At 53.4% G+C, this 15,331-nt stretch carries 17 protein-coding genes; 15 read left to right on the top strand and 2 right to left on the bottom strand.

The genetic code is table 11. The features are described 5' to 3' along the window. Positions 1–557 precede the first annotated feature (557 nt). From IQ254_RS23705 to IQ254_RS23665, 9 genes are all read left to right on the top strand, one after another. Positions 558–1,193, top strand: coding sequence for a TMEM175 family protein (locus tag IQ254_RS23705; protein ID WP_193968625.1), 636 nt, complete (start codon positions 558–560; stop codon positions 1,191–1,193). Between the two features lie 46 nt (positions 1,194–1,239). Then, positions 1,240–2,973 (top strand): MFS transporter, encoded by a 1,734-nt coding sequence (locus IQ254_RS23700; protein WP_193968624.1) that lies wholly within the window; start codon positions 1,240–1,242, stop codon positions 2,971–2,973. Between the two features lie 87 nt (positions 2,974–3,060). Beyond that, positions 3,061–3,648, top strand: a complete 588-nt coding sequence (locus IQ254_RS23695; protein ID WP_193968623.1) for an isochorismatase family protein — start codon at positions 3,061–3,063, stop codon at positions 3,646–3,648. Between the two features lie 220 nt (positions 3,649–3,868). Next, complete coding sequence (locus IQ254_RS23690) at positions 3,869–4,144, top strand: BrnT family toxin (RefSeq protein ID WP_193968622.1); 276 nt, start codon at positions 3,869–3,871, stop codon at positions 4,142–4,144. Next, a complete protein-coding gene (locus IQ254_RS23685) occupies positions 4,107–4,382 on the top strand; it encodes a BrnA antitoxin family protein (protein WP_193968621.1) in 276 nt (91 codons plus the stop codon). Before IQ254_RS23690 ends, IQ254_RS23685 begins: the two co-directional genes overlap by 38 nt. Positions 4,383–4,842: 460 nt before the next feature. Next, positions 4,843–5,049 carry a hypothetical protein gene (locus IQ254_RS33245; protein ID WP_228041025.1) on the top strand — a complete coding sequence of 69 codons (207 nt, stop codon included), beginning with the start codon at positions 4,843–4,845 and terminating at the stop codon, positions 5,047–5,049. Between the two features lie 30 nt (positions 5,050–5,079). Then, on the top strand, positions 5,080–5,298 hold the full coding sequence (locus tag IQ254_RS23675) for a hypothetical protein (RefSeq protein WP_193968620.1): 219 nt from the start codon (positions 5,080–5,082) through the stop codon (positions 5,296–5,298). After that, a complete protein-coding gene (locus IQ254_RS23670) occupies positions 5,295–5,564 on the top strand; it encodes a type II toxin-antitoxin system RelE/ParE family toxin (RefSeq protein ID WP_193968619.1) in 270 nt (89 codons plus the stop codon). The genes IQ254_RS23675 and IQ254_RS23670 overlap by 4 nt, the downstream gene beginning before the upstream one ends. A 188-nt stretch (positions 5,565–5,752) precedes the next feature. Then, a complete protein-coding gene (locus IQ254_RS23665; RefSeq protein WP_193968618.1) occupies positions 5,753–6,877 on the top strand; it encodes a linear amide C-N hydrolase in 1,125 nt (374 codons plus the stop codon). Between the two features lie 329 nt (positions 6,878–7,206). On the opposite strand, the gene IQ254_RS23660 is transcribed toward IQ254_RS23665, so the two are convergent. Beyond that, positions 7,207–7,854, bottom strand: coding sequence for a Uma2 family endonuclease (locus tag IQ254_RS23660; protein WP_193968617.1), 648 nt, complete (start codon positions 7,852–7,854; stop codon positions 7,207–7,209). A gap of 398 nt (positions 7,855–8,252) precedes the next feature. On the opposite strand from IQ254_RS23660, the gene IQ254_RS23655 reads away from it, so the two are divergent. The 5 genes from IQ254_RS23655 to nth all read left to right on the top strand — a co-directional run bounded on the left by IQ254_RS23655 (position 8,253) and on the right by nth (position 13,006). Then, on the top strand, positions 8,253–8,876 hold the full coding sequence (locus tag IQ254_RS23655; protein ID WP_193968616.1) for a TMEM165/GDT1 family protein: 624 nt from the start codon (positions 8,253–8,255) through the stop codon (positions 8,874–8,876). Positions 8,877–9,222: 346 nt separating this feature from the next. After that, entirely contained in the window at positions 9,223–10,053 is an 831-nt protein-coding gene (rsmA, locus tag IQ254_RS23650; RefSeq protein ID WP_193968615.1) for a 16S rRNA (adenine(1518)-N(6)/adenine(1519)-N(6))-dimethyltransferase RsmA, read from the top strand. Positions 10,054–10,073: 20 nt separating this feature from the next. After that, on the top strand, positions 10,074–11,018 hold the full coding sequence (gene ispE, locus IQ254_RS23645) for a 4-(cytidine 5'-diphospho)-2-C-methyl-D-erythritol kinase (RefSeq protein WP_193968614.1): 945 nt from the start codon (positions 10,074–10,076) through the stop codon (positions 11,016–11,018). 88 nt (positions 11,019–11,106) lie between these two features. Continuing rightward, positions 11,107–12,198 (top strand): RIP metalloprotease RseP, encoded by a 1,092-nt coding sequence (gene rseP, locus IQ254_RS23640; RefSeq protein ID WP_193968613.1) that lies wholly within the window; start codon positions 11,107–11,109, stop codon positions 12,196–12,198. Positions 12,199–12,289: 91 nt separating this feature from the next. Further along, on the top strand, positions 12,290–13,006 hold the full coding sequence (gene nth, locus IQ254_RS23635) for an endonuclease III (protein WP_193968626.1): 717 nt from the start codon (positions 12,290–12,292) through the stop codon (positions 13,004–13,006). A 56-nt stretch (positions 13,007–13,062) separates the two neighbouring features. Here nth and IQ254_RS33240 read toward each other — a convergent pair whose 3' ends face one another. Further along, positions 13,063–13,668 carry a helix-turn-helix transcriptional regulator gene (locus IQ254_RS33240; RefSeq protein ID WP_193968612.1) on the bottom strand — a complete coding sequence of 202 codons (606 nt, stop codon included), beginning with the start codon at positions 13,666–13,668 and terminating at the stop codon, positions 13,063–13,065. Positions 13,669–13,971: 303 nt separating this feature from the next. Here IQ254_RS33240 and IQ254_RS23625 point away from each other — a divergent pair, with 303 nt between their 5' ends. After that, positions 13,972–15,018: a hypothetical protein gene (locus IQ254_RS23625; RefSeq protein WP_193968611.1), complete on the top strand. Its 1,047-nt coding sequence runs from the start codon at positions 13,972–13,974 to the stop codon at positions 15,016–15,018. Positions 15,019–15,331 lie beyond the last annotated feature (313 nt).

Below are 15,331 nucleotides of genomic sequence, written 5' to 3'. Positions count from 1 at the left end.
TAAGGGTTGTTAAGAATCGAGGACACTGAATCTCAAGACGTTGCTTGAGCCGTGTACGGTGAAAGTCGTATGCACGGTTCTGAGGGGAGGGAGGGGGCTATGTACAAAACCTCCTCCTTTACCCGACACTAAGTGGACACAATATTTACCTCTACGACGCTCGCTCGCCACTAAGGACGCCAATCAGGTTAAGTTTTACCGTCATTTGTATCCGTTCAAACAGAGGAGTGAGTATAAATCACCCCTGACAATAATCCCCAGAGTTTTGTTTTGCTCCTTAGACGGTTCATCACTTTTCCTCTTTTGGCAAGCTCTCCTTTTCTTCGGGAAACGTACTCTGCCCCTTATTTGCCCCAAATTTGGGAAGTTAATTATTGGGAAAACACAGTGGATCAAAAGAGATTTCTGGGATCCCATGAATTCTTAAATCTTTCAAATAGCTTTCCTGTCTGCGCTAAGTTGGGTTCTAAGATTAGCATCTCTAACCAGGTGGAGTTTTAAGGTCTATCGTCACAATAGAGAATTATTTGTGCTAACCGTTTATTTCTTCAGCGATTATGCAGATTCGTCACAGCATTCATGTCCAACGATTACTAGAGGTTTCGCCCAGTCGATTGGAAGCTCTAAGCGATGGCGTTTTTGCCATTGTGATTACGCTATTAGTGCTGGAACTTCGAGTGCCTGAGCTGTCATCTAGGCTGGCAAATGACCAGTTGCTCACGGCCCTAGTAGCGTTGTTGCCTAAGCTGTTAGGCTATATCGCCAGCTTTTTGATGATTGCTATCTATTGGGTGGCCCATCACAATGTGTTTCACCTATTGCAACGGTGTGATCGCATTTGTTTATGGCTCAACCTGCTGTTTCTCATGTGTCTGGCCTTTATCCCTTTTCCCACCGCACTGCTGGGGGAATATCCTCAAACCCAGGTGGCAATTTCTGTCTATGGTGGGGTGCTGCTGGCAAATGCCGTTACTTTTAACATGCTATGGCTCTATGTTCAGTGCCATCCAGCTATGCTGCATGAAGGGATTCGCAGTTCCATCGTGCAGACCATGACTAAAGACTATCTGGCGGGTCTATTCTTGTACGGATTAGCCTTTGGGATGTCTTTTTTGGTGCCCATTATCAGTATTGCTCTTTACACTGTCATTCCTGTGTTGTTCATATTTTTTAATAGTCGTAATCCGGTTTAGTTTCGCCTGGCATACCTTAAACGTCCTCTTTCCATTGAAGAATGTTATGGCAACTCATCCTGCCTCTCCTGAGACAACTCTAACGGCTAATCAGTCTTCTGAGCAAAACCTTTCCAGTGGTCTAGCCCCACTCAAAAACAAGATCTTTCAGCGGATCTGGCTGGCCTCGCTGATGGCTAACCTAGGGCTGTGGATGTATAGCATCGCCTCCACCTGGTTGATGACCTCCCTTTCTCCCTCGCCGCTGATGGTGAGCTTGATGCAAACGGCGACCAGCTTGCCAGCATTTTTGATCGGGCTTCCGGCGGGGGCGCTGGCGGATATTGTTGACCGACGCAAGCTACTGATCGCGACCCAGCTATGGCAGGTGGTTGTGCTGGGCTGCCTGACGACGCTTACCCTATTGGGTGGCATGACGCCAGGGATGCTGCTGGTGTTTACTTTTTTGCTGGGGCTGGGAACGGCAGCTAGCAGCCCAATCTGGCAGGTGGTTATCCCGGAGATTGTGCCTGCGGCTGAACTCAAGGCGGCGCTGACCCTGCAGGGTAGCAGTATGGATGTAGCCCGTGCCATTGGGCCGGTTATGGCTGGTGTGATCGTGGCAGCGCTGGGTCCCTGGGCCGTATTCTTGCTCAATTTGGGGGTGGGCGTAGCCCTGATTCTTCTGTTACAAACCGGGCCGCCTCCACCCCAGCGCGATCAGCTCATGCCAGAGCAAATGCTGGGAGCCATGCGAGCCGGGATTCGCTATGCCCTTCATGCTGGTCCGCTACAGATAGTGCTGTGGCGGACCGGATTGTTTATGCTGGCAGGCAGTGCCCTGTGGGCTTTGCTACCGGTCCTGGTGCGATACGATCTGCAACTGGGTTCGGACGCCTTTGGTATCTTGTTTGGGGTTATGGGTATAGGCTCTATTCTTGGAGCATTCGGGCTGCCACCGCTCTACCAAAAGATGTCAACTGATAAGGTAGTGCTGACGGCAACGTTGCTTTACGGAATCGTATTGCTGGGGCTGTCACGCTGGACCAGCTTTGTGGGCATTTGCTTGCTGATGGGCGTTGCCGGGATCGCCTGGATTGCCCTGATGTCGAGCTTCAGTATTGGGGCCACCAAGGCCGTGCCGGAATGGGTGCGGGCCAGGGCACTCAGCCTGTTTCAACTCGTTATGCAGGGAAGCATGGCCCTGGGTAGCCTGATCTGGGGAACCGTGGCTATGGGCCTGGGGACAAGCGCTACTCTAGCAATTGCAGCGCTAGGAATGGTGGTCAGCCTAGTCGCGGCGTTTCCTCTAAGGCTGCGGGCTGTGGAGCAGCTTGATCTTAGTCCGGCCCATGCTCCCTTTGAAACGACGCTAGCCGTGCAGCCGGAGCCCGGTGATGGTCCGGTACTCGTGATGCTGGAGTATGATGTTGCACCGGAGCATGTTCAGTCTTTTGTAGAGTCGATTCATGCGCTACGTCATGTGCGTGAACGAGACGGGGCGATCCGCTGGGACCTGTGGCAAGATACTGCGATCGCCGATCGATTCGTGGAATGCTTTATTGTCGAGACCTGGGCTGAACACTATCGACAGTACCAGCGGTTTATGCTGCCCGATAAAGCCTTAGAAGATCAGGCGCTGTCCTTCGTGCGATCGGCATCAGCCAAGGCAAAATTCTTGGTCTTTTCCAGCCCCCAGCGCATCTTACGCCCCCGTGCTCAGTCAGAGCCAGAGGAGCGCCATCAAGTATCCACCCAATTCCCCAGTCATCAGCCGCGCGACTCGCCAACAGCGCTGTAGACTGCCTAACCCAAGCTCAACCGATTCCGATTTCTTTCACATCACGCACTTCGTCACATTCCGTCTTTAGAAAGGGAATTTCCCCAGATGAATACCTTCTCGAGCGAAAATTCAGCGTTGCTACTGATCGATCACCAGGTCGGCACCATGAAGTTAATCAAGAACATTCCATTGGACAGAGTACGCACTAATACGATCGCCCTGGCAAAAACAGCCGAGATACTCAACCTTCCTGTTGTACTAACAAGTAGTCAGGAACAAAATGCTCAGGGGCCTTTGATGCCTGAACTCGAAGAAATTTTGCCAGATGCATTTGCGGCCCGGATAAAACGCGCGGGCATCGTCAATGCTTGGGCTGATTTAGCCTTCAAGTCAGCGGTTGAGCGAACCGGACGCAAAAATTTGATCATGGCTGGTGTGACAACTGACGTGTGTCTCGTCTACCCAAGTATCAATGCCGTTGAAGAAGGCTATTCCGTTCAGGCTGTCATGGATGCTTCTGGCTCGCCCCATAACGTTTCGGAGGAGATGTCTCGTCGCCGAATGGAGAAAGCGGGTGTGGTGTTGACAGCCACCAATACGATGATGGCGGAGCTGGCCGCCGATTGGAGTCGCCCGGAAGGCTCAGCGCTGCTACAAATTCTCTTTCAAGACGTTCTTCCTCCCATTCAATAGCTTGCATAACCATCTGTTGCACCGGACCTGCAAGCCTCACAGGTTCTGAAATAAACGTCATTCGACACAGCCCGCTCAACCGGAACGTCATACCGCACGTCCTCGGTTGTGGCAGTAGATTGAAGTTGCTTGTGTGGCCTTCATAATCAGATTAACTTGGAGTAGGTGGCTGTAACGACAATTTGTAACTACAATTGGTTATTGTAGTTGTCCTTCGGTTATGGAATATGAATGGGATGAAGCAAAACGTCTGGCTAATCTTCGTAAGCATGGAGTAGATTTCATCGATGTTCCCGCCGTGTTTGATGGCGATATCGCGACGGTTGAGGACAATCGTTACGATTATGGAGAGGAGCGTTTTGTCACATTCGGCTTATTACAAGGGCGCGTGATTGCCGTTGTCCATACAGAACGTGAGGATTGCATCCGTATTATTTCTGCAAGAAAAGCGACGAAATATGAACAACGAATTTACTTCCAGCAACTCTCAAACTGATTGGCAACGATTGGATGCGATGAGCGATGAAGATATTGATTTATCGGATTGCCCAGAGATTACGCCAGAAATGTTTGCTAAGGCGGTAGTGCGACGGGGCTTACCTGCTACAAAAGCCAAGGTACAAGTCACGCTCCGCATTGATGGCGATGTGTTGGAGTGGTTTAAGTCTCATGGTCGGGGCTATCAAACCCAGATAAACCAATTGCTGCGAGCTTACATGGAAGCGCATCAATAGTTGTCAATTGATGTCGTATCTAGAAACGACGATTGCTGCGGCATAACAACCCCAGTGCAGCGGATTGTTGAGCTCGGTTGGGGGATACGAAAAACACTGGCAACCGCTGACTGGGAACGTTATGCCGCTGAGTTATTGGTGGGGCGCAACTGGAAGTTGACCTGTTGGTGTTATCGCTGAAGTTAATACATGAACCTACAAAGTTTGAGATGGACAAAGAAAGAATGTAAAGCCAAAGAATGAGGAGAATTGGGCTTGCCAAACGTTCAAGGCCGGGAACCTTTTCAAGCTAGCTTGGAAAGATGATGAAGGTAATGTCAACAAACCGCAGCGAGAAGATCTGATTCTAATTCGCCAAAGTGGCTATGTTACTCATCTTGTCAAGATACTTGATTACAAGTCAGAGCGTGAGGACTGGCGAGGTGATTTCAACATCTATCGAATTGTTGAAGTGCTGTGGGTGATTAATTGGCAAGATCCACCGAGTTCTGCAAGAGCAGATGAGGTATTCGGTTATTCGGTAAAAGCCTATCAAGGTGGTGATGTGATGCTTTTGGAGACGATGCCCACTTTTCAACAACATTGGCAGGATCAGGGCGGTCTACCCGCTTTTCAAGAACATGTTCGGTCTATGCTCAAGCTGCCTGAGAACAGCGATAATAGATAGGATAAGTATAAAGTGCTGAGTGGGGTAGCAATGACTGAGTTACTTGAGCGTGCGATCGCCAGGTTACAAGCCTTACCTGAAAGTGAGCAGAACGCAATTGCTTCAATCATCCTCGAGGAAATTGAGGATGAACGTCGTTGGGATGACGCATTCTCCCGTTCTCCGGATATTCTTGCCCAACTCGCAGCTTCAGCAATGGCTGAGTATCATGCCGGTGAAACCCAGGAACTTAATCCAGAGACGCTGTGAAGTCACGCACCACTGTCCAGTTTCGTAAGTTGTTTGCTGAATTGCCTAAACAGGTTCAACAACAGGCTCGCGCAGCCTATCGCCAGTTCCAGGAAGCTCCGAGCTATCCAAGTCTACGCTTCAAAAAAGTGCATCCAGAGTTACCGATTTATTCTGCCCGTATCAACAAAAACTACCGGGCGGTAGGTCAGATAGATGGAGATACAGTGATCTGGTTTTGGATCGGTTCACATACAGAGTACGACAAGCTGCTAGGGCAGATGTAGCAGCGCAGCATAACAACCCCAATGCACACCGACCGCCGAGACGGTATCTGTGAGTATTAGAGGTTGTCTGCGGCGGGTGATGGGTACCGTTAGCCATAGAGAAAGCGACTCGATCGACCTCTCTACCAAAGACAACAAAGGCGTACTGTTTTAACAGTCATCCTAAACACAAAAGACAGGAAACACGAATGAACTTCATAAAACAGTCATTCATTAGCTCGCTTTGTTTGGCATTAGCTCTTCCTGGTTTTTTTCACAAGCCAGCTTTGGCCTGCACAAGCATTGCCTTACAGGCAGAAGATGGCGCGATCGTATATGGCCGAACGATGGAATGGGGTGCATTTGATCTCCATTCCCGTGTCGCGATTATTCCCCGTGAGACTCCGTTGCAGGGCCACACGCCAGACGGAAAGTCTGGCCTTACTTGGAAGACTCGGTATGGTGTCGTCGGCCTGGATGCGATTAAAAAGGACTATATTACCGACGGAATGAACGAAGCAGGACTGGTGGTAGGTGTCCTTTATCTTCCCGGCTTTGCCGAGTTCCAACCTTACGATCCTACCTTGGCTGACATATCTATGAGTTCGGCAGAAGTAGCCAATTACATTCTCACAACGTTTGCGACGGTTGATGAAGTCCGTGAGGGGCTGGCAAAGATACGTGTTGTGCCTGTTTTAGAACCTGCCCTGGGTGAACCACCCCCCTTGCACTGGACCGTAATAGACTCCAATGGCGAAGCGATCGTGATCCAATACCTTGGGGGGGAATTGCACATCTTCGACAATCCGCTGCGAGTGCTGACTAATGCACCCAATTTTGACTGGCATATGACAAACCTCCGTAACTACATCAATTTGTCAGCTGTTTCACTGCCGACCCAAAGAATAGAAGATCTTGACTTTGCACCCTTAGGAGCCGGGAGCGGTTTCATCGGCCTGCCAGGGGACAATACTCCGCCCTCACGTTTTGTTCGCGCCGTGGCCTTTACACAGACGGCTCGGGAAACGCCCGATGCTGACGAAACGGTTTATGAGGTGTTTCGCATTTTGGACAACTTCAATTTGCCCTTGGGTTCTGCCGAAGGGCCGGAGGCAAATCTCGAGTTGTTGCAGGGAATGCGGAGCTCAACACTCTGGACCACTGCCGCTGACACCCAAAATCTCAAGTATTACTATCACACGCAACATAATCGCAGAGTGAGAATGATTGATCTCAATAGGGTCGATTTTTTCCCCAACAGGGAGGGAATTCGCAATCTTCCTTTGGATGAGGAAAATTCACAAAGTATTGAGGATGTGACACCGGAAGGGTAAGCGGCAACGAGATATCGGCGAACAATCCCGTTGCATATCGAACCGGATGCAGTTGGCTGGTGAGTCTGAAAGGTTACTAGCGGCGGGTGAACGGGAACGTTAACCCGCCCGTCGGCACTGGATACAGCTCAAGTCATCTATAGGCATCCTTTTGCGATCGGGGCTGATCAAAATACGGTTTTGCTGAACTGCGATCGCAAAAACGTCTGGCTTCAAAGGCGCTTTAAAAATCTGCCTGGGGCGATCGCTGGAAAACTCCTTCTAACATGGCCTGATTGAAATTGGCGACAGCCTGATAGCGAGCGGTCAAGATGCTGTCTGTCGTCGGGCTACAAGTTTTCCACAAACCGTCGTACGGCCTGCACTACGGCCAAATCAGTCTGGGTTTCTCGCAACTCAATCCACATCTGAAGCTGCTGAGCCGATACGATTGAAAAGGCTAAGCTTCTATCCACTGGGTGAATTTGCTCATGCCGCAAGTCCAAAATTTTGACATTACCCTGGCTATACACCCACAGCTCTGGCACCCCCAGCGCCTGGTAGATGCTGAGTTTGCGGTCTGAGGCACGGGCAATATCCACCTCAATCGCCAAATCAGGGGACAAATTCTCAGGGATCTCAGGGTTCAACCCCTGAACTCGACCAGCATTTTGAATAAAAAAGCAGCTGTCCGGTTCAATGCCTTTATCCAGATCCTCCCGGTTCCACGTTGTTGAACCCAGATCCACTAGCTCTAGCCCCAACGCTTCTGCCAAAGCAAAAATAATCTTGCTCAACAGCCGATTGACAATTTCATGGAGCTGGCTAGGCATGCGAATCTCCAGGCTCCCATGGTTATAGGCCAATCGAGTCGCCCGGTCATCCCCGAACTCCGCTAAAAGCAGCTGATAGTGCGGCCAACTCAACCCCGACACGGTCATGGCGCTGCCGGGAGACAGCACAATTTGACTGAGAGGGGTGGACAGGGCAACAGTCATAGGTCAGCAACCGTAATGACGGTGATATCAGGATCATAGCAAGGTCACTCGGGCTTGAGCGATCGCCAGGAGATATAGCGGTGTGCAAGTGAAACAAGTACACTCTGTTCCCTGTCACCTACTCCCTGTTCCCTTTGGACTGTACTGTACATCGCTGCTGTTTTTCGCCACCCTTGATCTACATCATGGTATTCTGGTAGCCATTGAAGGGGAGTAGCTTGGGCAATCGCCCGTTATCTGAATCAACATACTGGTGATGAGCCTGGTTCAGATAGCAAATTAGATTTTTCCTAATTTGTCAGCGAGACCTTCACTGAGTCCACGGAAAGAGTGGGCTTGGTGGGGTCTGTTTAGATATCCGTCATGCCTGCTCATTCCATTCCTAGGAAGAGTAGAGCATGAACTTTGTGACAGGATTCACCTCTGGGTTACTGCTGATTGGGCTGTCAGAACTTGGGGATAAAACCTTTTTTATTGCAGCCATTTTGGCCATGCGCCATCCCCGCCGGTGGGTATTTGCTGGGGTGACGGCGGCGCTTATTGTCATGACCTTACTGTCAGTTTTGATGGGTCAAGTTGCCTCGATTTTTCCTCAGCATTACGTCAAAGCCATTACCGTAGCGCTGTTTATTGGCTTCGGGTTAAAACTGCTTTATGATGCCAGTCGCATGTCGAGCCAAGCAACCCTGGATGGAGAGCAGGCCGATGCCTTGGCTGCCGTTGAACAGCGCGAACAAGGCATCACCGCTTGGCCCGCCAGAGCAGTTGTGCTAGAAGCGTTTACCCTGACCTTTATGGCTGAATGGGGCGATCGCACCCAAATTGCCACCATTACCCTGGCCTCTACCCATCATCCCTACGGGGTACTGTTGGGAGCGATGCTGGGCCATGCCATTTGTGCCGCCATTGCGGTGGCCTGCGGCAAACTCATCGCCGGACGCCTTTCTGAGCGGCTAATAACGGCTTTGGGCGGTGTGTTGTTCCTTGGCTTTGGCATTCTCGCGGCGATGGCAAGTGCCTGACGTGGACATCAGGGCTAGCGAGCTTGGGAGCTAGGGAGCCAAGTAATCTGGAACGGTGGACATCAGGACTAGGGAGCCAAGTAATCTGGAACGGTGGACATCAGGGCTAGGGAGCTTGGGAGCTAGGGAGCTAGGGAGCTAGGGAGCTTGGGAGCCAGCAATCTGGAACGGTGGACATATTTCAGCCTTCGAGTACTAGATGCACTAAAACACTGCATCGTAAGATCGGGCAGCCGCTTGGGCCGGGACGCTGGTAGAACTGGGGATATCGGAGTCAGGAGCGAGACGCCAGTAAGGCAGATGGTCGGCACCCAGCTAGAGGGCTCCAAATCCTGGAGGAGAAGTCATGTTTTCGCAACGTACTCGCAAGCGCTTTGGCCAGCACTGGCTCACCGATGAAACGGTGCTCCACCGTATGCTCGAGGCCGCCGCTGTCACCCGGCAAGACACGGTGCTCGAAATTGGCCCCGGCACCGGTGCCCTGACCCGCTGGCTGCTGCCCCTGGCCAACGCCGTAGTGGCGGTTGAGATCGATCGCGACCTGATCCGCAAGCTCAACCATCAGTTTGCTAAGCACGACAACTTTCGCCTGGTGCCCAGCGACATTCTCGAGCTTGATATCGCCGCTGTCTCACAGGACAAATACTTTGACTTTGGCCTTCCTAATAAGGTTGTCGCCAATATTCCTTACTACATCACCGGGCCGATTTTGGAAAAGCTGTTGGGCACCCTGGCGGCGCCAAATCCTGAACCTTACGACGTGATTGTGCTGCTGGTGCAGAAGGAAGTCGCCCAGCGACTGTATGCCAAACCCGGCACCAAGGCCTTTGGGGCGCTGTCGGTGCGAGTGCAGTATTTAGCCGACTGCGAGCTGGTCTGCCCGGTGCCCGCTAAGGCTTTTCAGCCGCCGCCCCAGGTCGATTCGGCGGTGGTGAAGCTGACGCCGCGTTCTCCGGTGACCCTGTCCGAGGATCTAGCCGGGTTCGATCGCCTGGTGAAGCTGGGTTTTGGCAGTAAGCGCAAGATGCTGCGCAACAACTTCAAGGGCGTGATCGATCGCATCGCACTTGAGGCCATGATGACCGACTTAGCCATTGAACCCACCGCCCGGGGCGAAGACCTCAGCATTGAGCAATGGGTGGCGCTGAGTAATACAATCCTGAAGCACCTCTGCTAATGCTCTGGTTCTAACCTCCCATGCGCTTTTATTCGTTGTTGGCCGCTGCCAAAATTAATCTCTATCTCGAAATTGTGGGCAGCCGCCCCGATGGCTTTCACGAGCTGATTATGGTGATGCAGAGCGTCAGTCTGTGCGATCGCGTCACCGTCCGCAGCATCGGCATCGACGAAATCCGGGTACGCTGCGACCATCCCCTGGTGCCCGCCGATGAGACCAATCTGGCCTATCGGGCGGCGGCCCTGGTAGTGGAGCAATTTCCGGGAGTAATGGCCAAGCTGGGCGGCGTCGAAATCACCATCGAGAAGCAAATTCCAGTGGGGGCAGGGCTGGCGGGTGGCTCATCTAACGCTGCCGCCGTGCTGGTGGGGCTAGACCTGCTGTGGAATTTGGGGTTGACCCAATCGGAGCTGCAAGAACTGGGAGCCGTACTGGGGTCAGATATACCCTTCTGCGTGTCGGGGGGCACGGCGATCGCCACCGGACGCGGTGAGCAGCTCGACCCGCTACCCGGCATCGACGACCTGCATCTGGTGCTGGCCAAGTACGAGTCGGAGTTTGTCTCCACCCCCTGGGCTTACAAGACCTACCAGGCCCAGTACGGCACGACCTACTTAGCCGATGCTCAAAGCTGGCAAGAGCGGCAGTCGCAGGTGCGATCGGGTGAAATAGTAACCGCTGTATCCCATCGCAATCCAAAAGAACTGGGCCAGCATCTGTACAATGACTTTGAGAAAGTGGTGCTGCCCGCCCACCCCAAGACTGCGGCGCTCAAGACTGCTATGGCCGACCTGGGTGGCATGGGCACGTTGATGTCGGGGTCTGGCCCATCGGTGTTTACCCTGGCCGAGTCGGAGGCTGCGGCAGAGGCTCTGGCGACGAAGCTCCGAGCGGCGCTACCCGACTCCGACTTGGGAGTTTGGACGGCGCGGTTTGTATCCGGCGGGGTACAACTTGACGGATAGCCGTACCCCGCCAGTCAGGCTCGATCCCGGTGTAGGGGTGAAGCAACGTTAGAATAGGAAGACTGTTCTTAACCTATCGGGTTTGTCTATGTCGGTTTTAGCTGCGATCGCGGTCATTGCACTGCTGGTAGCCGTCCACGAGGCCGGGCACTTTACAGCCGCTCGCCTCCAGGGCATTCACGTTAACCGCTTTGCCATTGGCTTTGGCCCCATCCTGTGGAAGTTTCAGGGGGCCGAGACCGAATACTCTCTGCGGGCGATTCCCCTGGGAGGCTTTGTGGGTTTCCCCGACGACGACCCCGACAGCGATATCCCCACCAACGACCCCGATCTGCTGAAAAATCGCCCGATTTTAGATCGTGCGATCGTGATCAGTGCCGGAGTCATTGCCAACCTGGTGTTTGCCTACCTGGTGTTTGTGGCCCAGTTCACCGCCGTGGGCATTCCCGAAACCTTTAACCCCCAGCCCGGCATTTTGGTGCCCCAGGTGATCTCCGAACGCTCTCCGGCGGGGCAGGCGGGTATTCGCCCTGGCGACGTGTTCATCGCCGCCAACGGTGAACCCATTGATGCTGGCGAAGAGGCTATTCCTGGTTTTATTCAGTTGATCAAAGATAGCCCCAACCAGCCGGTACAGCTCACCGTGCAGCGCGGCGATCGCAAAGTGGATGTATCGGTAACGCCCGAGATTGGCCCCGACGGCACTGCGGTGATTGGGGTGCAGCTCCAGTCCAATGGCGACTTCGGCTATCGTCGCCCCAAAAACCCGATCGAAGTCTTTACCCTGGCGGCGCAGCAGTTCCAGGACACCCTGGTGCGGACCGTAAAGGGCTTTGTACAGTTAGTGACCAACTTCGGCGAAATGTCAGGTCAAGTGGCCGGGCCAGTTCAAATTGTCGAGCAGGGAGCCAAGCTGGCCAAGAACAGCGCTACTATGCTGTTCCCATTTGCCGCCATCATCAGCATTAACCTGGCGATTATCAACATTTTGCCCCTGCCCGCGCTGGATGGTGGGCAGCTGGCCTTTCTGGCGATCGAGGCGCTGCGCGGCGGCAAGCCTCTGCCCGATCGCATCCAGGAGAATGTCATGCAAACCGGGCTAGTGCTGCTGCTGGGACTGGGCGTCTTTCTCATCGTCCGCGATACGTCTCAACTCGAAATCTTCCAAAATCTGCGCTGACGATTCCGTGGGTCATATAGTTCTGCCTTGACAGCGCTCAGGGATCTAAGGTTTGACCCACGCCACCCATCCACCCATCCACCCTTCTGCCATGCCCAACCAGCGGCGAGCGTCTAAAAAACAGCGGGCGCTGGAAATTCTCATTCGCCTCAAGCGGTTGTACCCCGACGCCCCCTGCTCCTTAGATTTTGCCAATCCGCTCCAGCTGATGGTAGCCACCATGCTGGCAGCCCAATGCACCGATGAGCGGGTCAACCTGGTCACCCCGGCCCTGTTTGCCGCCTACCCCGATGTCTACGCCTTTGCCGAGGCCAACCTGGAGGATTTAGAAGGCCTGGTCAAATCCACGGGCTTTTACCGCAATAAGGCTAAAAACATCCGCGCCGCCTGCCAGAAGATTGTGACCGAGTTCAACGGCGACGTGCCGAAACGCATGGAAGACCTGGTCAGTCTGCCGGGCATCGCCCGCAAGACCGCCAACGTAGTGCTGGCCCATGGCTTTGGCATCAACGCTGGGGTCACGGTCGATACCCACGTCAAGCGCATCAGCAATCTGCTGGGGCTAACCCAACACAGCGACCCGGTCAAAATCGAGCGCGACCTGATCAAGCTGTTGCCCCAACCCGACTGGGAGAACTGGTCGATTCGACTGGTGTACCACGGACGAGCGGTATGTAAGGCCCGCAACCCCAACTGCGGCGGCTGCACCCTGGCCGATCTGTGCCCGTCTGCCAAAGCCGTGCCGGAGGTCGAGGCCGCGCTAAAAAGGGCAGGCGCTCATCATCAGGCCGTTGGCGATGGGCGGTAGGCAGGAAGGGACAAGGTTGACCCTATCCTCCCTGCAGATCGCACCCCTGAGACCAACTACCGCCGCCGCTTCTCGTGAATGTTCTTCATGTGACGCTTGACGGTATTCAAGCTAATGAAGAGCTGCTCTGCGATCGCGCTGTAGGAATAGCCCTGCAGCGCCAGCTGCCAAACATCGGTTTCCCGGGGGGTCAGCTGATAGCGGTGGGCGTCAAACAAGGCCCGCTGCACCGAGACCTCTGCCAGATTTTCTAACGTGATCAGCAAGTAAGTGGACTCGGCCTCGCCCCAGTCAACCCATTCACCATTGAGGTGAATACAGCCTTCGCCATCGACTTCGATGTCATCGTGGAGCTGTATGCGCTGAGTGGGAAACTCAGCGCGACTGTCAATCATCGCTTTGCATAGCGCCCGAATTTGAGGCGGCAAAGCCCAGCGCCCTGGCCAGCTCAAGCCAGATTCTTGCTTTATCGGGGTATGGCCGGGGCGGAGGGTCTGACAAAGCGTTCTAGCGTTAGGGCTGCTCTGAATCACATGCCCCGAGCGACTGATCAGCAGTAACCCTTGAGACGGAAACAACCGATCTAGCATGGTCTCGAACAGCATGGCGAGAAAATCAATCGACGTAGCCTGGTTTTGAAATTGGATGGTAGTATCAAACACCCTTCTGACCTCACAGTGAAATAGCATCAGCAGTGAATTGCAGGAAAGGGAAATCTACAGGGCCGATGTTACGGGGGCTGCAACTCAATCTAGGTACTACAATGCCGCCGAAATCTATCCCTGCCCAGGATTAGCCAGCAGGGGGCCAAAGGTCTCTGTATCAGAGATACAGGTTTCTGAAGCAGACTAGGCAGGGGTGAAGTAGGGTGAAGTTTTTTGAGGTAAACTCCAGACACGGTCACGATTTGCTTCATCGCAGCACAAGACTATGACCGCCCCATTCAGCCCCCTTAGGAGGTTGCGATGCCCGACGTTCCCGCAGCTGGAGAGATTAATCGGTGGTTTCCGTTAGCGGTGCAGCATCGCTACGTAGACCAGGTGACGGGCCAGTCTGGGTTGACCCGGCGGCAGGCTATTTGCTTTGTGAGGCTGTGGGCCTACGCCTGCTATCAACGAGAGACTGGCTCAGCCCCCATCCAGACTCTCAACCCAGAGGTTAACCAACTCACCTGCTCCCATCGCGAAGCCGCCGATCTGTTTTATTCAGACCAGCCTCGCGGGAGTGAGCGCGCCGCCGGGCTGATGATCAACCAGCTGGTGAAAAAGCATTTGGTGAAACGAACCACCTACGACGGCTATCCGTCTCAGCTTAATTTACAAATTCCGCCCAGCTTTTTGCCCCAGACAATCGCTGACGTCACCACCGAGGTCGAGGCAGATGCCTTTGATGGCCGCAAAGATGCTCCCCTCGTAGCGTCGTTTATGGATGAAAGCTATAGCTGGGTCAGCCAGCGCACCGAGGGTGCGTCGTTCAAAATCACCCGAGTCTTGCGGCGATGGGCAACTCAATATCCCAAGGGTTTGAGGGTGCTGAGGCAGGTCACGGATAAAGCGCCGGTTGGGTTTGCTGCGTTTTACCCCGCCCATCCCAATTCTGAGGAAAGGTTCCACAGTCACCCCAGCGCCAGTCTGCATCTGGTCACACTGGAGGATACCGACCCGATTGAGCTGGCATCGTCGGGCGACCCAGATTGCTATGTGGTCTTTGTGCGGGCTTGGCAATTTAAGCCTCAGTACTGGTCTTACGGCCATGTGTGTGAGTTTTTGGCAGACTCTCAGGCGACGTTGAGAGCGATGCAGCAAGAGTTTCCCAATTTGTGTGACCTCTACACCATTACCATTCATCCCAACTTGGAGGCCTTTGCAGTAGCCCTAGGGTTTAATCCGATGAAGGCTGACCCGGCCTCATCGCTGCGGTGGTACTACATGGCTTTAGACCATTTCCTCGCCTTAGATGTCGATGAAACGCTAGTGGAGTTTGATTTCAGCGTCCCGTATTTATCGAGCTAGAACGCCGGTACAGAAACCCGGTTTCTCGGCTAGAATGCCAGTCATGTCGTTAGAGCAGCGACCAAGAAACCAGGTTTTTAGCCATACTGTATCGGTGCTCTAGGCGCCATTAGTCCCCGAGGAGAGTACGAGGTCAGGCTGGTGACCATTGAGGTATTCGAATCGGCCTAAGCAGGTTTGGTCAAAGGTAGTGGATTAACGTAAAGGATAGAGAGAAATAAGGCATCGTCGTTGTATTCCTGGATTTTGAGGGAGTAGGCCATATGGAAATCGAGATGACCTGTCCAACCTGTGGGTCTCACGACATTTCCAA

This window comes from Nodosilinea sp. LEGE 07088, assembly GCF_015207395.1.
GTDB lineage: Bacteria > Cyanobacteriota > Cyanobacteriia > Phormidesmidales > Phormidesmidaceae > Nodosilinea.
The sequence above is the reverse complement of the archived record's forward strand: the minus strand, read 5'-3'. Positions and strand labels throughout refer to the sequence as shown.

Excerpts from the sequence above, each read along its gene's own strand:
- IQ254_RS23705 (WP_193968625.1), top strand. The coding sequence starts at position 558 with ATGCAGATTCGTCACAGCATTCATGTCCAACGATTACTAGAGGTTTCG.
- IQ254_RS23700 (WP_193968624.1), top strand. The coding sequence starts at position 1,240 with ATGGCAACTCATCCTGCCTCTCCTGAGACAACTCTAACGGCTAATCAG.
- IQ254_RS23695 (WP_193968623.1), top strand. The coding sequence starts at position 3,061 with ATGAATACCTTCTCGAGCGAAAATTCAGCGTTGCTACTGATCGATCAC.
- IQ254_RS23690 (WP_193968622.1), top strand. The coding sequence starts at position 3,869 with ATGGAATATGAATGGGATGAAGCAAAACGTCTGGCTAATCTTCGTAAG.
- IQ254_RS23685 (WP_193968621.1), top strand. The coding sequence starts at position 4,107 with ATGAACAACGAATTTACTTCCAGCAACTCTCAAACTGATTGGCAACGA.
- IQ254_RS23675 (WP_193968620.1), top strand. The coding sequence starts at position 5,080 with ATGACTGAGTTACTTGAGCGTGCGATCGCCAGGTTACAAGCCTTACCT.
- IQ254_RS23665 (WP_193968618.1), top strand. The coding sequence starts at position 5,753 with ATGAACTTCATAAAACAGTCATTCATTAGCTCGCTTTGTTTGGCATTA.
- IQ254_RS23660 (WP_193968617.1), bottom strand. The coding sequence starts at position 7,854 with ATGACTGTTGCCCTGTCCACCCCTCTCAGTCAAATTGTGCTGTCTCCC.
- IQ254_RS23655 (WP_193968616.1), top strand. The coding sequence starts at position 8,253 with ATGAACTTTGTGACAGGATTCACCTCTGGGTTACTGCTGATTGGGCTG.
- rsmA (WP_193968615.1), top strand. The coding sequence starts at position 9,223 with ATGTTTTCGCAACGTACTCGCAAGCGCTTTGGCCAGCACTGGCTCACC.
- ispE (WP_193968614.1), top strand. The coding sequence starts at position 10,074 with ATGCGCTTTTATTCGTTGTTGGCCGCTGCCAAAATTAATCTCTATCTC.
- rseP (WP_193968613.1), top strand. The coding sequence starts at position 11,107 with ATGTCGGTTTTAGCTGCGATCGCGGTCATTGCACTGCTGGTAGCCGTC.
- nth (WP_193968626.1), top strand. The coding sequence starts at position 12,290 with ATGCCCAACCAGCGGCGAGCGTCTAAAAAACAGCGGGCGCTGGAAATT.
- IQ254_RS23625 (WP_193968611.1), top strand. The coding sequence starts at position 13,972 with ATGCCCGACGTTCCCGCAGCTGGAGAGATTAATCGGTGGTTTCCGTTA.